At 73.4% G+C, this 20,367-nt stretch carries 15 protein-coding genes and 9 pseudogenes; 13 read left to right on the forward strand and 11 right to left on the reverse strand.

Features of this window, described 5'->3' with window-relative positions; all coding sequences use genetic code 11:
• The first annotated feature begins 231 nt into the window (after positions 1 to 231).
• Both RBJ77_RS34755 and RBJ77_RS34760 read left to right on the forward strand, forming a co-directional pair.
• Positions 232 to 690: a hypothetical protein gene (locus tag RBJ77_RS34755; protein ID WP_372348646.1), complete on the forward strand. Its 459-nt coding sequence runs from the start codon at positions 232 to 234 to the stop codon at positions 688 to 690.
• Complete coding sequence (locus RBJ77_RS34760) at positions 690 to 815, forward strand: hypothetical protein (RefSeq protein ID WP_372348647.1); 126 nt, start codon at positions 690 to 692, stop codon at positions 813 to 815. Before RBJ77_RS34755 ends, RBJ77_RS34760 begins: the two co-directional genes overlap by 1 nt.
• A 202-nt stretch (positions 816 to 1,017) precedes the next feature.
• Here the strand turns inward: RBJ77_RS34760 and RBJ77_RS34765 are convergent, their stop codons facing one another.
• The 4 genes and pseudogenes from RBJ77_RS34765 to RBJ77_RS34780 all read right to left on the reverse strand — a co-directional run bounded on the left by RBJ77_RS34765 (position 1,018) and on the right by RBJ77_RS34780 (position 2,759).
• Positions 1,018 to 1,197, reverse strand: a complete 180-nt coding sequence (locus tag RBJ77_RS34765; RefSeq protein ID WP_372348648.1) for a hypothetical protein — start codon at positions 1,195 to 1,197, stop codon at positions 1,018 to 1,020.
• A 303-nt stretch (positions 1,198 to 1,500) separates the two neighbouring features.
• Positions 1,501 to 1,677, reverse strand: a complete 177-nt coding sequence (locus tag RBJ77_RS34770) for a hypothetical protein (protein WP_255976577.1) — start codon at positions 1,675 to 1,677, stop codon at positions 1,501 to 1,503.
• Positions 1,678 to 1,763: 86 nt separating this feature from the next.
• Positions 1,764 to 2,389 (reverse strand): annotated as a pseudogene (locus RBJ77_RS34775) (TOPRIM nucleotidyl transferase/hydrolase domain-containing protein).
• 190 nt (positions 2,390 to 2,579) lie between these two features.
• Positions 2,580 to 2,759 carry a hypothetical protein gene (locus RBJ77_RS34780; RefSeq protein ID WP_372348649.1) on the reverse strand — a complete coding sequence of 60 codons (180 nt, stop codon included), beginning with the start codon at positions 2,757 to 2,759 and terminating at the stop codon, positions 2,580 to 2,582.
• A 663-nt stretch (positions 2,760 to 3,422) separates the two neighbouring features.
• On the opposite strand from RBJ77_RS34780, the pseudogene RBJ77_RS34785 reads away from it, so the two are divergent.
• Positions 3,423 to 4,099 (forward strand): annotated as a pseudogene (locus RBJ77_RS34785) (AIM24 family protein).
• A 59-nt stretch (positions 4,100 to 4,158) separates the two neighbouring features.
• Here RBJ77_RS34785 and RBJ77_RS34790 read toward each other — a convergent pair.
• Both RBJ77_RS34790 and RBJ77_RS34795 read right to left on the reverse strand, forming a co-directional pair.
• Positions 4,159 to 4,284: a hypothetical protein gene (locus tag RBJ77_RS34790; RefSeq protein ID WP_372348655.1), complete on the reverse strand. Its 126-nt coding sequence runs from the start codon at positions 4,282 to 4,284 to the stop codon at positions 4,159 to 4,161.
• Complete coding sequence (locus RBJ77_RS34795; RefSeq protein WP_372348650.1) at positions 4,281 to 5,438, reverse strand: FAD-dependent oxidoreductase; 1,158 nt, start codon at positions 5,436 to 5,438, stop codon at positions 4,281 to 4,283. The genes RBJ77_RS34790 and RBJ77_RS34795 overlap by 4 nt, the downstream gene beginning before the upstream one ends.
• 292 nt (positions 5,439 to 5,730) lie before the next feature.
• Between RBJ77_RS34795 and RBJ77_RS34800 the strand changes: the two are divergent.
• Positions 5,731 to 6,119, forward strand: a pseudogene (locus RBJ77_RS34800) (thioredoxin family protein).
• Between the two features lie 73 nt (positions 6,120 to 6,192).
• Here the strand turns inward: RBJ77_RS34800 and RBJ77_RS34805 are convergent.
• Both RBJ77_RS34805 and RBJ77_RS34810 read right to left on the reverse strand, forming a co-directional pair.
• Positions 6,193 to 7,241: pseudogene (locus RBJ77_RS34805) on the reverse strand (LacI family DNA-binding transcriptional regulator).
• Between the two features lie 1,336 nt (positions 7,242 to 8,577).
• Positions 8,578 to 9,516, reverse strand: coding sequence for a hypothetical protein (locus RBJ77_RS34810; RefSeq protein ID WP_372348651.1), 939 nt, complete (start codon positions 9,514 to 9,516; stop codon positions 8,578 to 8,580).
• A gap of 408 nt (positions 9,517 to 9,924) precedes the next feature.
• On the opposite strand from RBJ77_RS34810, the pseudogene RBJ77_RS34815 reads away from it, so the two are divergent.
• Positions 9,925 to 10,372 (forward strand): annotated as a pseudogene (locus tag RBJ77_RS34815) (type II toxin-antitoxin system PemK/MazF family toxin).
• A gap of 33 nt (positions 10,373 to 10,405) precedes the next feature.
• On the opposite strand, the pseudogene RBJ77_RS34820 reads toward RBJ77_RS34815, so the two are convergent.
• Positions 10,406 to 11,236, reverse strand: a pseudogene (locus RBJ77_RS34820) (TIGR02452 family protein).
• Between the two features lie 784 nt (positions 11,237 to 12,020).
• Between RBJ77_RS34820 and RBJ77_RS34825 the strand changes: the two are divergent.
• The 6 genes and pseudogenes from RBJ77_RS34825 (at position 12,021) to RBJ77_RS34850 (ending at position 15,825) form a co-directional block, all read left to right on the forward strand.
• The gene (locus RBJ77_RS34825; protein ID WP_372348656.1) at positions 12,021 to 12,305 is read left to right on the forward strand and encodes a hypothetical protein; all 285 of its coding nucleotides are present in this window, start codon (positions 12,021 to 12,023) and stop codon (positions 12,303 to 12,305) included.
• Positions 12,306 to 13,396: 1,091 nt separating this feature from the next.
• A complete protein-coding gene (locus RBJ77_RS34830; RefSeq protein WP_372348657.1) occupies positions 13,397 to 13,645 on the forward strand; it encodes a hypothetical protein in 249 nt (82 codons plus the stop codon).
• 8 nt (positions 13,646 to 13,653) lie between these two features.
• Positions 13,654 to 14,169: an SUMF1/EgtB/PvdO family nonheme iron enzyme gene (locus RBJ77_RS34835; protein WP_372348658.1), complete on the forward strand. Its 516-nt coding sequence runs from the start codon at positions 13,654 to 13,656 to the stop codon at positions 14,167 to 14,169.
• Positions 14,169 to 14,922: pseudogene (gene egtC / locus RBJ77_RS34840) on the forward strand (ergothioneine biosynthesis protein EgtC). Before RBJ77_RS34835 ends, egtC begins: the two are co-directional and overlap by 1 nt.
• Positions 14,919 to 15,041 (forward strand): hypothetical protein, encoded by a 123-nt coding sequence (locus RBJ77_RS34845; protein ID WP_372348652.1) that lies wholly within the window; start codon positions 14,919 to 14,921, stop codon positions 15,039 to 15,041. The pseudogene egtC and the gene RBJ77_RS34845 overlap by 4 nt, the downstream one beginning before the upstream one ends.
• Before the next feature lie 132 nt (positions 15,042 to 15,173).
• Positions 15,174 to 15,825 (forward strand): annotated as a pseudogene (locus RBJ77_RS34850) (L-histidine N(alpha)-methyltransferase).
• Positions 15,826 to 16,175: 350 nt separating this feature from the next.
• Here the strand turns inward: RBJ77_RS34850 and RBJ77_RS34855 are convergent.
• Entirely contained in the window at positions 16,176 to 16,985 is an 810-nt protein-coding gene (locus tag RBJ77_RS34855; protein WP_372348659.1) for an extracellular solute-binding protein, read from the reverse strand.
• A gap of 410 nt (positions 16,986 to 17,395) precedes the next feature.
• Here RBJ77_RS34855 and RBJ77_RS34860 point away from each other — a divergent pair.
• Positions 17,396 to 17,607: pseudogene (locus RBJ77_RS34860) on the forward strand (dodecin); the annotation flags it as partial.
• A 1,258-nt stretch (positions 17,608 to 18,865) separates the two neighbouring features.
• Positions 18,866 to 19,090, forward strand: a complete 225-nt coding sequence (locus RBJ77_RS34865; RefSeq protein ID WP_372348653.1) for a hypothetical protein — start codon at positions 18,866 to 18,868, stop codon at positions 19,088 to 19,090.
• Between the two features lie 570 nt (positions 19,091 to 19,660).
• Here the strand turns inward: RBJ77_RS34865 and RBJ77_RS34870 are convergent.
• Entirely contained in the window at positions 19,661 to 20,110 is a 450-nt protein-coding gene (locus tag RBJ77_RS34870) for a hypothetical protein (protein ID WP_372348654.1), read from the reverse strand.
• Positions 20,111 to 20,367: the final 257 nt, after the last annotated feature.

Here is a 20,367-nt window from a genome sequence, read left to right on the forward strand (position 1 = left end):
GAGTTGCCCTCCGAAGGTTCCGTTCGAGGTTGCGTCATGCGCCCGACCCTAGAACGCGAACACTTCTTCCGGAAAGAGTTGTTCGCGAAGAGTTCTTCGCGAACAACTCGCCGCGATCGGAGCGATAGTTAGCGATTACTGTCGGGCAGACCGGCTCCGGCCATAGTAAAAACCAGTAACTCGGCCTTCCCTCTTGCGAGTTGATAGCAACCGCTTAGCATCCTGCCGCCCATGAGAATCCCTGCCGCACGAACCCGCCGCCTGCTCGTCACCGTCGGCGCCGCCGCGCTGCTCACCCTGGGCGCCGCCGGCCAGAGCTGGGCCTCCACCCCCACCGTCCGCTGGTCGACGGGTGCGCTGACCCCGGTCACGAAGGTGACCCTGCCGATGTCGTTCGAGTCGGCACCCGACGCGTCCGGCATCTACTTCGCGTACTACACGACCCTGGAGAGCGGCACCTGCCCGTACGCGGGCTTCCAGCCCAAGCCGGCGAGCGCCGCGGGACATCCGCAACTCCAGGCGGTCTTCAGCTCGTTCAACGCGAACGCGACGACCACCGACAGCAACTGCTCCTACGGCGCGGACGGCGGCGCGGGCGTCAGCTGCGCGGTCCGCTTCGACTACACGAAGAGGGCACGATGTACGCGCTCGTGCTGCAGCGCGCGAGCGACGACGGGACGACGCAGCTGATGACGGGCGACGTCGTGAACCGCTCGACCGGCGCCACCGTCGCCCACATCGGCAGCTTCCGGCTGCCTATCGCCTCTCGGCCGCTTCAAGGCGTCGGACGCGGGCTTTCGTCGAGCCGTATCTGACGGCGGGTGCGCGCAGCGGGTCACGGTCACGTACGGCACGCCGACCGGCACCGAGGGCGGCGTCACGTACACGGGCGGGGCTTCCCACGGTCACCGATCCGACGTCGGGGAGCTGCCTCAGCAGTACGCGTCGACGGACACCTCGGCGGGTCGACAGGTGACGGTCACCGGGGACCAGTACACCGGCGGGTGACGGGCCGCTCTACGCGGATCCGGGCGAGACCCACTCGCTCAGCGGCCACTCCCGCTCGTCGTCGTCCAGTTCCGTGAGCCGCACCTCGACGCCGCCGTGGTCCTGGTGCTCGCGCACGAGGCCGGCGCACTTCGCCTCGGCCACGTCGGCGTCGTCCCACCATCCGTGCAGGACCACCAGGCCGCGCACGGTGAGCGTCAGGTGGTGCAGCGGCCGGGGCGGGTGAGGGGCGGGCGCGGGGAGCCGGTGCCGGCGTCGCCTTCGGCACAGGTGCCGGAGTCGGCGCAGGCGTCGGAGTCGGAGTCGGAGTCGGAGTCGACGCAGGTGTCCGGCTGGGTGTCGGTGCGGCGGGCGGCGGACCGCCGGACGCCGTCTCACCGGCATCCGCGCGCACGACGCGCCCCACGACCTGACTCATGACGCCAACTAGACACACGTTCGAATCGGGTCGCAACCGGACACGCGGGCGACCAGGACCCCGTGACGCGCCCCCTAGGCGGCCTTCACGATCTCGCCACGGACGGCGGCCGCCCACTCGACGACGAGCACCTCGTACTCCCGGCGCTGCTCCGCGCTCAACTGCCCACGGCTGCGCGCCAGAAGGCCGCGGATCTGCTCGTTGAGCTCGTCGGCGGACCGCGCGGAACCAGAACGCTCGGTGGGGATCATGTGAAGAGCCTATCCCCGTCACTGACATCGGGCACCGGATTTCCGTCCAGCCCCACCGGCCCCGCCGGCCGCGGACCAGCGACGGGTCACAGCGCCGCGAGCAGGCCGTCGCAGCGGGGCCGGGACCCGGTCGAGGTCGAGGGCTTCCGCCAGGAGGGTCCCGTGTAGCGGATCTTGCGGCCTTTCCTCGTGCCGAGGAAACGCCGGAGCCGGGCTTCCAGGGGCCGGTCTGATGGGCGGGCTGCCGCAGGAACGTCTGCCAGGCCCGCAGGTCGTCGGCCTCGGCGCGGACGATCTCCTCGACGCGTGCCGCGCCCAGCGCAGCGGATGAACTCGTCCTCCAGATCGGCCTCGCACACGAAGAAGTCGCGGCCCTGCGCCCCGGCCCGCTCCCAGCCACGCTCGTAGTAGCCCCGCTCCCGCTCGTCGCACAGTCCCGTGAGGCGCAGTCCGAGAGTGGGGCGGCCCGAGCAGCGAGGCGTACCGCGCGACGCTCATGGCGCCGCCCATCGACACGACGGCCACCCCCTCGGCGGCCAGGTCGCGGGCCCGGCGCGCGCCAGCGTCTCGACGGCCGCGAGGTCGCTCGGCCCCTCCAGCAGCACCGCCGTCCGCAGACCGAGCCGCCCGGCCAGCTCACCCGCCGGCCCGCCGGGGCCGCCGGCCGCCCACCGGTCGACCCGCTTCCCGGGAACGCCCACATGTCCGCCATGGACCGAGTCTGCACGCCCGACGCCCGGCACCGCACGCGATATACGGCCGCCCGCCTACGCGCGCCGCCCAGCAGCGGACCCGCCGTCCCCGTGATCTCCAGGACGCGCCGCACCGGCCGGGTGACGGCGCGACGAGCCGGAGGGCGCCCCCCGCGCGCATCGCGTGGCGCTGGTGCCGCACCAGCAGGTTCACTCGGTCGAGTCGGTGAACGGCACCTCGGCGAGGTCGAGTTCGCAGTTGCGGGTGTGGAGCGCCGCCAGCACCCGGTCGAGCTGGGGGAGCGGTGAGCAGGTCAGCTCCCCGAGATCCGCAGCAGCACCGTCTCTCCGGCATCGACCAACTGGACATCGGAGAAGAGGCGTGTTCACGCCTCCACCCCCAACCATCAGTCGCTCTCGGGACGTTCGCACTGCCCGGGGCATGTGCCTCCGGCGTCCCGTCCTATGGAACACCTGGCAGCCGCGGTTCTCCATAGGCCTTGCAGAGACGGGCCGTCGCCCCCGGGTTGACGGCGTCGGCGACCTTGAGGGTACTCCGGCATATGCCTTACGGTGTGGATCGGGGAGGACGCCTCCCCCGTGCCCCCTGAGACCCCGGGCCGAACGACGTGACGTATGGACAGCCGGAGCCGCATCGCCGACTACGCGGCTCCGGCCCTCCATCCGTGGCGCGACCGGGTCGGTACTCCGCGGACCCCGCGCCACCGGATGGAGCGTGCGAGGGAGTGTGTGAAGGGGAGCCGCACTGCCTCGCGAGCGCCCCCTGCCGACGTTCGAACCCGATTTCCGGCAGGGCGCTGTAGCCATTGTTACCGGCCGACGCGCGTGGCACTCGCGGTCTGACGCGGAATCACCGTGAATCCGTTCCGTTTCCGGGCGCGCGCCCACCATCACGTGCCCGCCCGGCCGTTGGGCGGGCTTCCGGGGCGGCAGGGAAGGAGCTGCGCTTCTCGAAACCGTGGGCCGCGGACCCGTCCCGCCTCCCCGTCCCCGGCCTTGTCGGAAGGGATCCCTCCAGGCCACGATGCCCGCATGAAGGGTGATCTTTTGCGCGTGAGTACATGGTCCAGGCCGCGGTCGCGCCGGGCATGAGTGTTCAGAACGCCAAGTCGATCCGGTACGTGGTCGACGGCGAGATGCTGGCGCGCCAGGGGGCGATGATCGCCTACCGGGGAAGCGCTGCAGTTCGAACGGAAGGGGCAGGGTGTCGGCGGGATGCTGAAGCGGGCCGTCACCGGGGAGGGACTGCCGCTGATGAAGGTGCGCGGGCAGGGCGAGGCCTGGTTCGCGCAGGAGGCGCAGAACGTGTTCGTCGTCGACATCGAGCCCGGCGACCTGTTCACGGTCAACGGCCGCAACGTCCTCTGCTTCGACGCCACGCTGTCGTACGACATCAAGACGGTGAAGGGCGCGGGGATGAGCGGCGGCGGCCTGTTCAACAGCGTCTTCAGCGGGCGCGGGAAGCTCGGCCTCGTGTGTGAGGGCAATCCGCTGGTGCTGCCGGTGTCGGCGCAGCAGCCGGTGTACGTGGACACCGACGCGATCGTCGGCTGGACCGCCGACCTCCGTACGTCGCTGCACCCGATCGCGGTCCATCGGCTCGATGATCCGCGGCGGTTCGGGAGGCGGTCCAACTCATGCTGGAGGGCGAGGGGTTCGTCGTCGTGCGCCCGAGCGAGGCGACGCCGCAGAAGCCGCAGCAGCACTGACGGCTGCCGTCGGACTCCCGTCCGCCCACGCGGGCGACGACGGGAGTCCGACGCGGTCCCTAGCCGCGATACGTCTCCAGCAGACGCAGCCACACCTCGCTCACCGTGGGGTAGGCGGGGACCGCGTGCCACAGCCGGCCGATGGGGACCTCGCCGGCGATGGCGATCGTCGCCGCGTGGATCAGTTCGCCGACGCCGGGGCCGACGAAGGTGACGCCGGGGAGGACCTCCGGTCGAGGTCGACGACCATGCGGGCGCGGCCCGTGTAGCCCTCGGCGTAGAGGCTCGCCCCCGCCACGTTCGCCAGGTCGTAGTCGACGGCGCGGACGCGGTGCCCGGCCGCCTCCGCCTCGGCGAGGTCAGGCCCGCGCTCGCCGCCTCCGGGTCGGTGAAGACGACCTGGGGCACGGCGTCGTGGTCGGCGGTGGCGGCGTGCGCGCCCCCAGCGGTCGGTCTCCAGGAGGGGCACGCCCTGCGCGCGGGCGGTGATCGCGGCGCCCGCGATCCGGGCCTGGTACTTGCCCTGGTGGGTGAGGAGCGCCCGGTGGTTGGCGTCACCGACCGCGTACAGCCAGTCGCTGCCCTCGACCCGCAGGAGTCGTCGACCGGGAGCCACGAGGCCCGGTTCCAGGCCGACCGTCTCCAGGCCGATGTCGTCGGTGCGCGGTGCGCGGCCCGTCGCGAAGAGGATCTCGTCGGCCTCGACCGTCGAACCGTCACCGAGCGTGGCCGTGACCGTGCCGCCCTTGCGCTCGACGGCCGTCACCGAGACCCCGGTCCGTACGTCGGCGCCCGCCTCGCGCAGCGCGTCCGTCACCAGCTCCCCGGCGAACGGCTCCATCCGGTTCAGCAGTCCGCCGCCGCGTACGAGCATCGTGACCTGCGAGCCGAGTGCCTGCCAGGCCGTGGCCATCTCGGTGGCGACGACGCCGCCGCCGACCACGATCAGACGGCCGGGGGCCTGCTCCGCGCTGGTCGCCTCGCGGCTCGTCCACGGCGCGACGTCGGCGAGGCCGGGCAGCGGCGGCAGGGCGGCGCGGGTGCCGGTGCAGACGGCGACGGCGTGCCGGGCGGTGAGCGTGGTGACCGTGCCGTCGTCGGCGGTCACCGTGACCGTGCGGGGCCCGGCGAGGCGGCCGTGGCCGCGGTACAGGTCGACGCCGATGGACTCGATCCAGCCGACCTGGCCGTCGTCCTTCCAGTGGGAGGTGAAGTCGTCGCGATGGGCAAGAGTACGGCGGGGGGTGTCCAGGGGGCCCTGCACGGCCTGGCGCAGGCCGGGCAGCCGGCGGGCGTCGGCGCGGGCGAGCACCGGGCGCAGCAGCGCCTTGCTGGGCATGCACGCCCAGTACGAGCACTCGCCGCCGACGAGCTCGCTTCTCCACGATCGCCGCGCTCAGTCCACCGGCCCGTGCCCGGTCGGCGACGTTCTCGCCGACCGGTCCCGCCCCACCACTACTACGTCGTACCTCGTTGGCTTCCGTCATAGGGGCCCAGTCTGCTGGTAGGTGTGCGTACGGGCCACATGGGTACGAGCGCGGAATACGTCCGTCATGCGGACCGTTGTGCACAACGGCATTGCCCCCTGCGGCTTCGCCCCGAACCCAGGAAGCAGGAAGAGGGAAAGCACCATGAGCAGCACCACCGTGGAGCTGACCAAGGAGAACTTCGATCAGACGGTCACGGAGAACGAGTTCGTGCTGATCGATTTCTGGGCGTCCTGGTGCGGGCCCCGCAAGCAGTTCGCCCCCGTCTACGAGAAGTCCGCCGAGGCCAATCCCGACCTGGTCTTCGGCAAGGTGGACACGGAGGCGCAGCCGAGCTGGCCGCCGCGTTCGGCATCCAGTCGATCCCGACGCTGATGATCGTCCGTGACCAGGTGGCCGTGTTCGCCCAGCCGGGCGCGCTGCCGCAGGAGGCCCTGGACGACGTGATCGGGCAGGCGCGCAAGCTGGACATGGACGAGGTCCGCAAGTCGATCGCCGAGCAGCAGGCGCAGCAGCCGTCCGACGAGGGCTGACCTGCCGGGACAGCGGATGGGTGGGGGCGGTCGCCGACGGCGGCCGCCCTGCGGTGTCCCGGGGCGGGTCCGGTCAGGTCGAGGCGCGGGCGACCACGGTCGCCGCGAGCACGTCGTGCACCTCGGGCTCCGCGGCCGGGTCCCGACCAGCCGGTCGACCAGCTCGGCGAGCTCCTCGCCCGACGGCAGGTCGATCCGACGGTGCTGAGCCGGGGCGCGCAGCAGCCGGCCCAGCATCGGTCGTCGGCACCGATCACGGCGACGTCACCGGGGACGGTGGCGCCGGCGTCCTGGAGCGCGCGCGCATCAGCAGCATCGCGCACTCGTCGTTGTAGGCGAACACGGGCGCCCAGGCCCGACTCCCTCACCTGCGCGGCGACCTGCGCCGCGCTCTCCTGCGTCGTACGCGAGCGGCAGCGGCACCACCTCCGCGCCGCCTCTCCGCACGCCCGCAGAGCCGGGGCTCGGCGAACACGCCGAGGCCCGGCCTGCGCGGTACGACGACCCCGACGCGCCGGTGGCCGCGGGTCACGAGGTGCTCCCCGCGACACGGCCGACCTCGCGGTGGTCCATGAGCAGCGCGTGCGCGCCGTCGACCGGGGCGGGTCCCAGGGTGATGACGGCCCGGGCGCCGGACCGCTTGAGCAGCGCGATCCCGTCGCGGGGCCCATGCCGACCGGGGCGAGCACGGCGACGGGGCGCAGCTGCGGCCCAGGCGCGGGCCGCGTCGTCGCCGCCGAGGCCGACGCTGCCGTACTGCACGACCGTGTAGTCCAGGCGGCTGAGCGCCCATTGCAACGCGTTGAGGAAGCCGCTGTAGAGCGGGCCGACCGGGACCTCGGGGTCGGCATGAGGACGATGCGGGTGTGTCCGGCGCGCAGGCTGCGGGCGGCGGCGTGCGGGACGTAGCCGAGTTCTTAGCGGCGTCGTGGACGCGGCGCCGGGTGGGTTCGCTGATGCGGACGGCGCTGGTGTTGTTCAGGACGTAACGCTGACGGTGGCGCGCGAGACCCCGGCGAGGCGCGCGACGTCGGCACTGGTCGGCACGGCGCCCCGGGCGGGCTCGGCGGGCCGGGGCTTGGCGGGCTGCTGCTTCGGTATCTGCACCATGACGTACGGCATCCTTCCAGACCGGTCAGGGCGCCCTGCCCCGGGCGTGCCACGGTGACGCCGGCGGCTAACGATGCGTTCACCACAGGGGATTGCAGGTGTCCATGGCCACCAGAGAGCTGCCGGGAGCTCGGCGCCGCGGCGCGGGCCCTCGCCGAGGGACGGTGTCGTCGCGCCCCTGGTCGAGCAGGCCCTCGACCGGATCGAGCGGACCCAGCCGGTGCTGAACGCGTTCCGCCGGGTGCGGGGCGAGGCGCGCTCGCCGAGGCGGACGCGGTGGACCGTGAGCTGGCGGCCGGGAAGCGGCTGCCGCTGCTCGGCGCGCCGGTGGCGGTCAGGACGACACGGACGTGGCCGGAGCCGACCGCGTTCGGCTGCGCCGGGAGTTCCCCGTGCGGAGCGAGGACGCGGAGGCGGTGCGCAGAGCGCTGCAGGCCGCGGGAGCCAGCTGGTCGAAGATCTCGGCGAACACGAACACGTGCGAGCTGCAGTGGCCCGCGCCTCACCGAGGTCCCGCGTTCGGTGACACCCGCAATCCGTGGGCGCCCGCGCACACGCCGGGCGGCTCGTGCCGGTGGTTTCGGCCGCGGCCGTCGCGGCGGGAGGCTCGTCCCGGCGGCGCTCGGCTCCGGACGGGGCGGGCGCGCGTCGGGATCCCGGCGGCACCGACACGCATCTGGTGGAGCATCCGAGCCGCAGCGGGGCCGGATCTCGGCGACGTGGCCGTGGGCGGAGGCGGTTCCACGGGATCTACGGTGAACGGCACGCTCGCCCCACAGCGTCGAGGACGCGGCGCTGCTGCTCGACGCGAGCGAGCGGCAGCCGCGCAAGACGCGCGGCCGCCCGCCGATGCAGGCCGCGGAAGAGCCGCGCGGCGCGACCCGGGCCCGGCTGCGGATCGCCCTGTCGCTGCGCATGCCGTTCACGGCCACGCCGAAGCGGCTGAGCCCGCACCGTGCGGGCGCGCGTCGTCGCACTCGCGCGGGCGGCTCGCGGCGCACCATGGCCACGACGTCGAGGAGGCCGATCCGCGCTACGAGGGCAGATCGGTGTCTCGCGTTCGTGCCGCGCGCGACGGCCGGGACCGCGGGTGGGTGGAGCGGATACCCGATCGGCCCGGCTGGATCCCGCGGACCCGGGAGGCGGCGGATGGGCCCGGCTCGCCGCCAGTGCGCCGCTGCGCCTCGCCAAGCGGTCGGAGGCGGACGCTGCACCGCCGGATCGGGCGCTCTTCGGCACGTACGACGTGGTGCTGGCCGACCACGGCCGCTCGCGCCGCGGATCGGGGACCTGGCGCGGCTGAGCGAAGCTGGCGCACGGACCGCAGCGCTGGTCGCCGCGTGTCCGGCTACGCCTGGCCGTGGAACGTGCTCGGCTGGCCGGGGGTGAACGTGCCGGCCGGTCTGGTCGGCGACGGTCTGCCGGTCGGCGCGCAACTCCTCGGGCCCGCCCACAGCGAGCCGCTGCTGATCTCGCTGGCGGCCCAACTGGAGGCGGACCAGCGCTGGTTCGAGCGCCGGCCGCCCTGTCTTCGGCTCAGGGCCTTCCGCCGACGGCCGTCCGCGAGCCGCCGCCACCGGCGGGGTCCTCGAAAGTTCAGCGCCCACGGCACCGTGTTCCGCACCACGTACGTGCGCGGTGCGGGGAGGTGGGCAGCGGTGCCGCGGAGCGTCTGGTACCAGGCGGTGTGGCGGGTCTTCCCTGCCTCGTACGTGAAGTGCGGGGTCCGGGAGCCGGGGTCGAGGACGTAGGGCGCCCCGACCTGCGACGCGCGCAGCGCCTCGGCGTCCTTCCAGGTGACGTGGTGGGCGCGGTCGCGCCGACCACCCCAGTCCCAGCGCCGTAGGCGGGCAGGCCCATCTCCAACGGCGGGCGGGACTTGGGCGGTGGCGGTCGCCGGGATCTCGTCGTACCACTGCGGGGTGGCGATCGGTCGGGTCGCCCTTCGGCGTGGTGCAGGTTGTAGGCCATGATGCGCATCCGGTCGGCGACGGCGCCCAGCGATGCGGTAGTCCCGAGACGCGGCCCGTGGTGCGCGTCCGGGGTGACGGTGACGAAGCACTGCTTGTCCAGGGCGCGTGCAGGCGGGCACTGGGTCGGTGACGAAGGTGGCGTAACCGGCGCGTACGGCGCGGTACCCAGCTTCAGGGGTAGGTGCGATGGTCTCGTAGTCGAGGTCGAGTCCGTCGTAGGCGCGGCTGCGGACGACGGCGAGCAGCGCCTCGATGTGTTCGGCGCGGCGTTCGGCGCTGGTCGGGACGGCCGCGAGGGCGCCGGGCCACAGCACTGTTCCATGACGGTCGGGACGACCTGGATGCCGCGTGCAGCCCGTCGACGATGCGGCGTTCGCCCGCGCCGGGCAGTGCGGTGACGCGGGTCGCGGACTTCGTCTCGTACCAGAAGGGGCTGATGGACGGAAGCTGTTTCGGCGTGCGCGAGAAGGGCGTCGCGGTAGGCGGCCTCCTGGGTGGCCCAGTACGGCAGCCAGGCCGAGACGGTGCGCGGCGGTGGCGCCGCCGCGCGACCGGGGATTGCGGCGGCGGTCGCGGTCGTCGCGGCGAGCAGAGGCGAGCCCAGGGCGGACAGAGCGCGCTTCGGGTTATTCGTCGTCGTGCCATGTGCCGAGCGTGGAGCGGGTCCGGCGCACCCGCCGCGCGGATGTGGGCCGTCCAGGCTCCTAGCGTGACCCGCGTGACTGCGCTTTACGGATGACCACGCATACGACCACCCCGGCCGGACCGGCGCGACGGCGACGGTGGAGGCCGAGCCGCACCAGGTGGGCCGGGTGCGCACCGAGTACGCGCCCGCGACGGCTGACGGCCGGACCCCGGCGAGATCGTCTGGACCTGGGTGCCCTTCGAGGACGAACGACGGGCGGGGCAAGGACCGGCCGGTTCTCGTCGTCACCCGTGAAGGCGGCCGGCGCTGCTCGCCGTGCGGCTGTCAGCAAGCGGCACGACCGCGACCGCGAGTGGGTGGCGCTCGGCTCCGGCCCCTGGGACCGGGACGACCGCGAGTCGTGGGTGGACCTAGTTATGCTGCGCGTCCACGAGAACGGGATGCGCCGCGAGGCGTGCGCGCTGGACCGCGGCCGGTTCAACACCGTGGTGCTGCGGCTGCGGGAGCGCTACGGCTGGCGCTGAGCCGGACGGCTCACCGCCCTCGGCGCCGCCCGCTCACGCCCCGCCGACGACCCGCTCGAAGGCCGTGCGCGTGGCCGCGTCGCGAGTGCGGTCCAGGACGGCGAAGACGACCTGGTCGAAGTGGCCGCGGAAACGGCCCAGGAGCAGGTGCCGGAACGCCTCGGCGACTCGGCCGGGTCGTTGCGGAACGCCGCAGCCCACGCGCGCCGAGGACCAGCCGCCGGTAACCCTCCGCGACGGCGACCTCCAGCACCCGCTGGCAGGCCGCCAGGGCGGCAGGTATCGCGGTATGGACCCGCTCCGGGAGCGGTACTGCGCGCGATCACTCACGTTCGGCGCGGGCCGAGGTCAGGAAGCCCACCTCGGTACGGCTCGTCGAGGCAGGCGGCGCGGTCGTCCCAGACACCGGCACTCCCGGTGCGTGGATGACGCGGTCGCTGTAGAACTACGTCCAGTCGGCGCGGTGGTGGGCGTAGAACTCCGGGGGACCTCGGTCAGGCACGCGTACAGCGCGGAGGAGCGGCAGACGGCCTCCTCCTGCGCCTGCGCGCCACGTTCAGGCCTGCCGCCCGGGTTCCGTGCCGACGCGAAGTTCAGGACCGCGACCGGCCCCGGACCGCCGGCCGTCAGACGGCGCGCCGCGTCGAGGCCGCTCTCCCCGTGACCTCGACGGACGGGCTGGTGGACGGCGCCGCGACGGCGGTAGCGGCAGGCACCTCCACCGGGTCCAGGCCATTGCATCCGCGATGCCCGCCCTGTGCCACCGCGTCGCCGATCGGGACGGTGCGGCCGTTTCAACCGCGTACTCCCCGTCTCGACGATCTTCTCCGTGCTCTGCGCGATCTCGCGCAGGCGGGCGCTCACGCCCGCTCCCCGTCGTGCTCATGAATTCATCGTGTGCGCCCGGTGACCACGCAGGCAACAGGTTTTCGCCCCGCCCGAGCCCGGCCGAGAACGCCGGGGCGCTCTTGTGCAATCCAGCCGACCGTCTTGGGGTGGGACGGGCGTCGCAGTGACCCGACCGGGCCGAATCGACATAGGGTTACCAGGGACCATGGGAAGCGTGAGGATAGGAGGAAATCGAGGTATGAGCGAGGGAGACTGTACGGCGCCAGTGACCTGGTCACCAGGCCGAGGTGGAAGGCCTGGTACCGGGCATCTGCTTCAAGACAGGCCCGCCCGCACGGTGGGTCGTGGGCTGGAGTGGATCGTTCACGAGCCGCGTCCGACTCCCTGGGCCCCGTTACCGCCCAGGCGACTCGACGCGGCCTATGTCGCACGCGCCCCTGCCCCTGAGCTCGGCGCTGACCATTGGAACGGCGGACAGCTGGAGCTGAGTTCGCTCCCCGCCGCCACGCTGACGGAATGCGTCTCGGCCATGACGGCCGATCTGACCGCCGTGCGCACCGCGCTCGCCGCGCGGGCTCACCCTCACCGGCTCCAGCACGGGCGTGGCTCCCCAGCGCCGTACTGCGCGAACCCCGCTACGACAGCCCATGGAAGCCTCACCTCGACCGCCGGGCCCGGCCGGGGCGCTCCATGATGCCGCGACGTCGGCGTCCGTCCAGGTGTGCCTGTGGACTGCGCGCGCGAAGGCCCGGCCCGCCGGGCACGAGCGGCGCTGGCGGCTCGCCATCTGCTGGGCCCGGTGCTCGTCGCGGCGTTCGCCAACTCACCGATGCTGCGCGGCCGTCCGACCGGCTGGCGAGTCCCGGCGCGGCAGGTCCCTGTGGGATGGCCGATCGGCTCCGAGCGCTCGGGCGCCGCCCGCGCGACGAGCCGCGCGCGCGCCTGGGCGCTGCAGCACGTCCTGGTTTACGCCGCTCGTGATGCGTGCGCAGCGCCGAGCGGGCGTGGCACGGCGCCGGACGGGCCTGACCTTCCGCCAGTGGCTCGCGGCGGGCGCGCCGCGGCCGCGCGCACCCGCTCCTGAGGACCTCGACCTACCACCGCGGCCACGCTGTTCCCGCGCGGTCCGGCCGCGCCAGGAACCACCTCGAACTCCGCATGCTCGACGCCCAGCCCGGCGACGACGGGCTGGCATCAGATTGCCGCTTTCGCCGTGGTCGACGGCGCTGCTCGACGGCCCGCAGGCCGCCGACGACGGCGCGTACCGGGCCGCTGGAGCCGCTCGCGCCGAGAACAGCCGGGCCGCGGCCCCGCTGCCCGCGCCGCTGGCGCGCTGTGGCGGGCCGCCGCCACGGGCGGGCTCGCCGCGCCCGGAGCTGCACCGAGGCCGCGCCGGCCTGCTTCACGGCTGGCCCCTCGACGCGCTGCAGGCTCAGGCGCGCGACGTCCGACGCGCGCGCCGCGGACTTCCACGCACCGCGTACGTCGCTGCGCCGCCGCTGCCCCGGCCGACCGGCGCCCCGACCGCCGCTCCGTCCCACGCGTCTCCGCCGTCTCCGGGAGGGACCGTCCGCTCCGTGACCACCGAGGAGAACGTCACCACGGATCCCCGAGGCCCTCAGGCGCCAGGCGCGCCGACGAGGCTGGAGACGGCGCAGGCGCAGCCGACGCTGCTCACCGAGCTGCGTCGACGACGCCGAACTCCACCGCGCGGCACTCGCCGTTGATGTCGCCGCTGGTACGTGGGACCTGGCGCACATCGCGCAGCCAGGAGGAGCAGTGGCTGCTGCGGGCAGAGTCGGCGGACCCGGGAGGCGCTGCGGCCGGACATCGACCCGCTTGTACGACGCGTTCGAGCACCCGCGAACGCCCGAGCGTCCGTCGACTGCCGCTGCTCGCGCCGGCCGAGAGCGCGGACGTACGCGGCCGAGGTCCGCGGCCGCGGCGCTCGACGTCCTCGAGCAGGACGCCGTTCGGTACCCGGACGCGGCGCTGCTGACCCGCTCGGGTTCGCCTTCAGCATGGTCGCCCAGCACAGGCAGCGGCAGCGACGAGACGATGCTGATCACCCCATCCAGCTCAGGAAGGGGGCCGCGGCGCTCACCGCGCCAGACCCAGGCATGGACGGGCGCTTCGGGCCCGGCCGACGTCCTCGTCCCGGGCGGGCCGTTCACGATGGGCACGACGGCGGAGCCGTGGGCCCTGGACAACGAAACGCCCAGCGCGCACGCCCGCCTGGTGCGTTCCGCATCGACGACGCCGGTGACGAACGCGGCGTACCTGGAGTTCATCGCGGACGGCGGCTACCGGACAGACGCTGAGTGGGCGCCGGGGCTGGGCGATGGTCCGCGAACACGGCCTGGAGGCGCGCTGTTCTGGCGCGGCGCAGGCGGAGCCAGTGGCTGCGCAGGCGCTTCGGGGTGACGGAGCCGGTGCCGCCGGACGAGCCGGTCCTGCACGTCAGCTGGTACGAGGCCGACGCCTACGCCCGCTGGGCGGGCGCCGGCACTGCCGACCAGGCCGAAGTGGGAGAAGGCGGCCCGCTTCGGCCCGCGTCCGGGCCGCACGATGCGCTTCCCGTGGGGGCGATGCCGACCCGACGCGCGCCGAGCCGGGCGAACCTGGAGCCAGCGGCATCTGCGCCCCGCCCCGGCCGGCAGCTTACCCGATGGGCGAGTCCCCGCTCGGCGGCGCGGCAGTTGATCGGTGACGTGTGTGGGAGTGGACGGCCAGCGACTTCACTGCTACCCGGGCTTCGTGGCGTATCCCTACCGCGAGTACTCGGAGGTCTTCTTCGGGTCCGACCACAAGGTGCTGCGCGGCGGTTCGTTCGCGGTGGGCGAGGTGGCCTGCCGCGCGCGTTCCGCAACTGGGACTGCGATCCGAAGCGGCGAGATCGTCGCCAGCTTCCGCACGGCGTGCGACGCCGCGCCGCAGAGGGTTCCTGATGTGCCGTCACCTGGCCTATCTGGGGCCTCAGTTGCCGCTCGGCGAGGTCGTCGACGCCGCCGCACAGCCTGTTCCGGCGGTCGTGGGGCCACGGCGGCAGCGGCACGGCACGGTCAACGCCGACGGTTTCGGGGTGGGCTGGTACGCGGACGGGGACGGTCCCCGCCCGGTACCGCCGCGCCGTGCCCATCTGGGGCGACCAGGCGTACGCGGACCTGGCCCGGGTCGTCCCGCTCGGGCGCGCTGCTCGCGGCGGTCCGGGACGCGACGCTCGCGGGCGCCGACGGGGAAGCCGCGGCGGCGCCGTACGCGTCCGGGCCCTGGCTGTTCAGCCACAACGGGGCGGTGCCGGGCTGGCCGCGCTCCCTGACGCCGCTGGCGCACACGCTGCCCGCGGCCGACCTCTCGCCATGGAGGCGCGCTGCGACGCCGCAGTTCCTGTGGGCGCTCGTCCTGCACCGGCTGCGCGCGGGCGACGACGAGGCGCAGGCGCTGGCCGACACGGTCGTGGAGGTCGCCGAGGCGGCGCCGGGCGCGCGCCTCAACTTCCTCCTCACCAACGGCGAGACGATCACCGCGACCGCCTGGGGCGACACCTCTGGTACCTCGCCGAGCTCCGGCCGCCGCACCCAGTCGTCGCCTCCGAGCCGTACGACGACGATCCGTACTGGACCGAGGTGCCCGACCGCACGCTGCTCGCGGCCAGCCGCACCGACGTCCTGCTGACCCCGCTCAAGGAGCCGTCCGCGTGAGCACGAACCTCCCTTTTCAGCTGACCCGCACCCTGCCCGAGGACGCGACGGACGCCGCGCTGCGGTTCGACGTCCTGCACGGGCTGAACCGCACGCCCAAGACGCTGCCGCCGAAGTGAAAGTTCTACGACGCGCGGCAGTGAACTCTTCGACGAGATCACGACGCTGGCGGAGTACTACCCGACGCGGGCCGAGCGAGATCCTCGTCGCGCGCGCCCCCGGAGATCGCCGCGGCGACCGGGGCCCGCACCCTGGTCGAGCTCGGCTCGGGCTCGTCCGACAAGACCCGCCACCTGCTGGAGTCCTTCACGGACCTGGCGGCGTACGTCCCGGTGGACGAGCGAGAGCGCGCTGCGGGCGCGGCCAGGACCCTGCGGGCCGAGCATCCGGGGCTCGCCGTGCACGCGCTGGTCGCCGACTTCACCCGCGGCCTCGACCTGCCCGCGACGCCCGGGCCGCGGCTGGTGGCGTTCTCGGCGGCACGATCGGCAATCTGCTGCCGGACGAGCGCACCGCGTTCCTGAAGGCCGTGCGGGAGCTGCTGTCCCCCGGCGACTTCCTCCTGCTCGGCACCGACCTGGTGAAGGACGAGTCGACGCTGGTCGCGGCGTACGACGACGCGGCGGGCGTCACCGCCGCGTTCAACAAGAACGTGCTGTCGGTGATGAACCGGGAGCTGGGCGCCGACTTCGACCCCGGCGCGTTCGAGCACGTCGCGCCGTGGATCCGCGGGAGGAGTGGATCGAGATGCGGCTGCGTTCCGCGGTGCCGCAGACGGTGAAGATCCCGGCGCTGGATCTCGCGGTCGACTTCGAGGCGGGCGAGGACATGCGCACCGAGGTGTCGGCGAAGTTCCGCCGGGAGCGGGTGCGGGAGAACTCGGCACGGCCGGTCTCGAGCTGACCCGGTGGTGGACGGACGAGGCGGGCAGGTTCGCCCTGTCGCTGAGCACGCCCATCACCGCATAGCCGGACAGCCGACAGCCGCCCGGTCGGCCGGGCCGCCGGGTGTCACTCTCCGCTCTCGTCCAGCCGCTCGGTGATCGTGCGGGACGCCTTCTTCGCCGCGGTGGCCGGGTCCGCGCCGGGACAGGACCTGGGACATGTACGCCTTGATGGGGTTGTCGGCGGCCTCACCGTCGCCCTGCCAGGGGGCGGGGGCTCGCCTTTGCCGTGGGCGGCGCCGACGGCCATCGCGGCGACGCCCGGCTCGCCGGCCACGACGCTCGAGGGTCGTCTTGCTCGGCACGTAGTTCATGGTCCTGGCCAGCTCGGTGTTCCACTTCTCGCCGGCCAGGGCCTGACCACGGGCGACGGCGCTCGCCCGGTCGCCGGTGTTCGCGGGGATGACGAGGTCGGAGCCGCCGGTGAAGACCGATCCGGCGCGGTGGGCGGTCTTGCCCGGGATGGGGAAGAACCCCAGCTTCCCTTGAGCGCGGGGGTTCTTCTGGACGATCCGCTGCGCTGTGCCCGGCGTCGAGATGATCTGGCCGATGTCCCTGCGGGCGAACTGGTCGGCCTGCGAGGGGTGTTCCTCGTCGGCGTTCCGCGGCCCCTGCCCGAGCGCCTGGAGGCGGCGGTAGAAGTCCATGCCGCGCAGCGCCTCGGGGTGTCGAGGGCGCCGGTCCAGGTGCCCGCCGACTCGTGCGCCAGCTCGCCGCCCTCGTCCCAGATGAATCCGGACAGGGTGTACCAGTCCTGTCCGGCGAGGTAGATGCCCTGCCGGCCGTCGGAGTCGAGGCTTCGGGTCAGGTCGAGCCACTCGTCGCGGGTGGTGGGCGGGTTCTTGATGCCCGCCGCGGCGAAGAGGTCCCTTGTTGTAGATGACCACGCGGTTGGCGGCGTACCAGGGGATGCCGAACTGGCGGCCGTGGTCGACGCCGGGCTCGGCGAGTCCGGGCAGCCAGTCCTCCATGCCGAGGTCCCGCGCGCGGACTCCAGGGACAGGTCGAGCAGTCCGCCCCCGTCGACGTACTGCGGGACCTGGGTGTTGCCGACCTCGATGACGTCAGGGCCGCCGTCGCCGCCGTCCTTGGCGTCGAGGGCCCTGGTGACCTTCGCGATCCCGGTCCAGTCCTGATGCGGGAGGTCGAGGGTGACGTCGGTGCTCGGCCTCGTACGCCTTCGTGAAGCGCTTCAGGAAGGCGTCGGACGCGCTGTCCCTGCATCAGCCACGCGGTGACCGTGCGACGGCCCGGTTCATCGCGGCAGGGCGCCGCACGCCGTGAGGAGCGTGCCGACACGACGGCTGAGGAACAGAGGGACAGCACGGCACGGCGGGGCTCACGGGGTCGTCTTTCTGCCTGCGGACAGGGAGGGTCGGCCCGACGTGGGGAAAGAGCGCGCTGCTCGTACCGGGTGTTGCTGGATTTTTGGTACAAATACCAATGCGCGGGTCAGAGTTACCGGGAAGTAAGTCCCGCCCCACGGGTCACCGCCCCTCGCGGATCCGTCGCCCTGCGGCACCGTGAAGCATGTCGAACCACACGTATCGCGTCACCGAGATCGTCGGCACCTCGCACGAGGAGCGTCGACCAGGCGATCCGCAACGGCATCGCGCGCGCTTCGCAGACCCTGCGCAACCTCGACTGGTTCGAGGTCACCCAGGTCCGGCCAGATCGTCGACGGGGAGGTCGAGCACTACCAGGTGGGCCTGAAGGTCGCCTTCCGCCTCGACGAGGGCGACTCAACCGCCCGGAGGCTCAGGGATCCCGAGGCCCCGGGAAGTCCCGGGCGGTCCCGATCCCTCAGGTCCGGCCGTCGCGTTCCTGCGCGTCCTTCAGCGCCGTCGACGTGCTCGCCCAGCGGGCCTGTACGACGCGGAACCCGGCGCGCTCCGCCCGTCGCAGACGAGTTCGTCGTCGTCGACGAGCATGCGCAGCTCACGGCCGCGTGATCCGGCGCAGCACGTCGAGCTCGTGCGCCGGGCGGGCCTGCGGTCGTCGTTGCGCCGCATGTGCAGCCGTCCTTCGGGCAGCTCCTGCGCGGCATGAGCCAGACCACGTGTCCCGTGCAGGCACCGCTCGCGCCGCCCGGTCCAGTGCACGACCTCGCACTCCCCCGGCGCTGCCGCGGGCGGCGCGATGCTCTGGCATGAGCGGCGGATCGCCCGGCGCGGCGGCGAGAGAAGGCGTCCCAGACCCGGCCGCGCCTCCAGGAAAGTGCCGGCGGTGCGCGGTTTCGGCGAGGCCCTGTCGAGTGGCCTTCGGAAGGACGGCGTATGAGTGAAGCCCGTCGCAGAGCCACGCGGCCTCACCAGCAGATCTCCCGGCCGGGCGCGAAGCGTGCGCGGGCTGATCCCGGCGGAGCCTTCCGCGTTGGCCCACAGCGTGACCACCGTGATCGAGGCAGACCCCGCTTCTCCGACCCGGGACCGCTCCCGCAACCGCGGAGATCTCACCGGCCTCCGAGGCTCCTGCGGGACACCGTCGCGTCGCTCGCCCAGCAGACCTGGAGCGCCTCGGGTACCACCGGGTGGGTCTGCCTTGCTACCACGGTGTGCCGGGCGTCGCCGGGTCCGCGCATGCGGTCGCGGCGACCGTCGCCGTCGCGCGGACTGGAGGCATCCGCGGCCGGCACCGGCGGCGTGATGCTGCCCAACCACCGAACCCCTGGTCGTGGCCGAGAGCAGTTCGGGGTCCTGAGTCGCTGCTCCCGCGGATCGACATGGGTCTCGGCCGCTCGGCTCGGCTTCACGGACGGCGTCCGCAGGGCGCGCGCCGGGACTGGGACGTGGCCGACGACTTCGCCGGCCAGCTCGACTGGGAACTGCTGGCGTACTTCACGGGCTCCGACGGCGCGCCGACAGGCACGTCCACGCCCGCCCCACCGAGGGCCCGACCGTCGCGCCGTTCAGCCTGGCTCGCGACGGGCGAGGGCGCCTCGAATCGCCGCCCGTGCGGGCCTGCCGACGGTCATCGGTCAGACTCTCCGCGGCCGGGAGGATGCTGCGCGGCATCGACCGGTACCGCGCCGAGTTCCGCCCGTCCGCGTGGGCCGCCGAGCCGGCGTACGTGATGATCTCCGGGACCGTCGCGGTCGCCGGCAGCGAACCGGAGGCGCGCCGTCTCCTCGTCCCCGAGGCCTGGTCGATGGCGCACCTCCCGCACGCACGGCATCGTTCCCGCCGCTGCCGCCGACCGGGAGCACGTCGCGGGCGCTGGACATGATGTTTTCGCAGAGGGCGCGAACTCCTGGTCCGGTCTGCGCGGTCACATCGTCGGCGCAGGGCAGCAGAGTCGCGGACGAGCTGGAGACCGTGATCAGGAGAGCGGCGCCCGGGAAGGTGCGACCGGTACGTACGACCCGCAGGGCCTCCTGGAGTCGTTCGGCGGCTGGCCGGGATCGCGCGGCTGACCCCGGCTGACGCTCAGGCCACCTTCAGCGCCCGCAGCAGCATCGGCAGCAGGCGTGCAACTCCCGCTGCCCAGTAGGCCCATCCGTGCGTCCGGGCGTAGAGTTCGTGGTGACGTGCCGGGCACCGACCGGTCAACTCGGCGGCGAGCGCCTGGTTCTGCCGGTTGAAGTCCGCTTCGAGGGCGCTGGTGACGCACCCGGCGCGCGGCGGCGGTGGTGCCGTCGCCGCACGAGAGAGGTACGGGCGGCGGCGAGCCGCTTCGCCAGGTGGTACGGGTCGTGCGCCGCCAGATGTCGCGCTGCGCGACGGGGTCGCCCCGGAGCGCCGCGGGTCGTCGCCCTGCCCGCGAAGAAGCCCTTGATGCGGTTCACCGGCTCGTCGTTCAGGGCGGGTGCAGGGCGGAGTACGCGGCGGTCGCCCGGAACATGCCCGGGTGCCGGGCCGCGTACAGGAGCGCGCCCTGTCGCCCATGGACGGTCCGGCCACGACGGCGGCTGCCCCGCGCCCCAGTCGCTTTCTCCAGGAGGCGGCGCAACTCCTGGAGTGTGGAAGGTCTCCCAGAGCCGGGTCGCCGCCCCGCGCCGTTGTTCCACCGGTCGCTGTACCAGCGTTCCAGCCCGCCTCCGGCATGACCACGAGGACGTCGCGCGGGCTCTCGATGCCGGCGACGTCGGTGCGGCTCGTCCACGAGGTGTAGTCGCCGCAGCAGCCGATGCAGCAGCGGCAGCCACAGCGTCGGCCAGGTGCCGGCCGCGGTCCTCCAGGTCCCAGCGGCGTCGGGCGTGAGCAGCCGGACGTGCACGGTCCGGCCGCCGAGCGCCGCCGACCGCACAGCCGTCGACCTGACGGTCAGTCACCTGCGTCACGGAGACGACCTCGGCGCCCGGCTTCGCGACCGGGGCGGCGAGCGCCGCCGGGGCGGGCGCCAGGGTGACCAGCAGTGCGGCGAGGACGAGCAGCAGGGATCTGACGCGGCGGACGGTGGCGACGGTCATGGCGGCTCCCGTGGTGCGGCGATCGGACGACGGACGACGGACGAGGCTGGAGCTCGGCGGGGAGTGGGGTCAGGGCAGGACCAACAGGGCGTCT

It is taken from the genome of Streptomyces sp. KL116D (genome assembly GCF_030766975.1).
Classification (GTDB): domain Bacteria; phylum Actinomycetota; class Actinomycetes; order Streptomycetales; family Streptomycetaceae; genus Streptomyces; species Streptomyces longispororuber_A.

What these genes read in the sequence shown, in the direction of transcription:
- RBJ77_RS34770 (WP_255976577.1), bottom strand. Translation starts at nt 1,677, where the DNA reads ATGATCCCCACCGAGCGTTCTGGTTCCGCGCGGTCCGCCGACGAGCTC.
- RBJ77_RS34755 (WP_372348646.1), top strand. Translation starts at nt 232, where the DNA reads ATGAGAATCCCTGCCGCACGAACCCGCCGCCTGCTCGTCACCGTCGGC.
- RBJ77_RS34865 (WP_372348653.1), top strand. Translation starts at nt 18,866, where the DNA reads ATGCTGCGCGGCATCGACCGGTACCGCGCCGAGTTCCGCCCGTCCGCG.
- RBJ77_RS34830 (WP_372348657.1), top strand. Translation starts at nt 13,397, where the DNA reads ATGGGCACGACGGCGGAGCCGTGGGCCCTGGACAACGAAACGCCCAGC.
- RBJ77_RS34760 (WP_372348647.1), top strand. Translation starts at nt 690, where the DNA reads ATGACGGGCGACGTCGTGAACCGCTCGACCGGCGCCACCGTCGCCCAC.
- RBJ77_RS34795 (WP_372348650.1), bottom strand. Translation starts at nt 5,438, where the DNA reads ATGCCCAGCAAGGCGCTGCTGCGCCCGGTGCTCGCCCGCGCCGACGCC.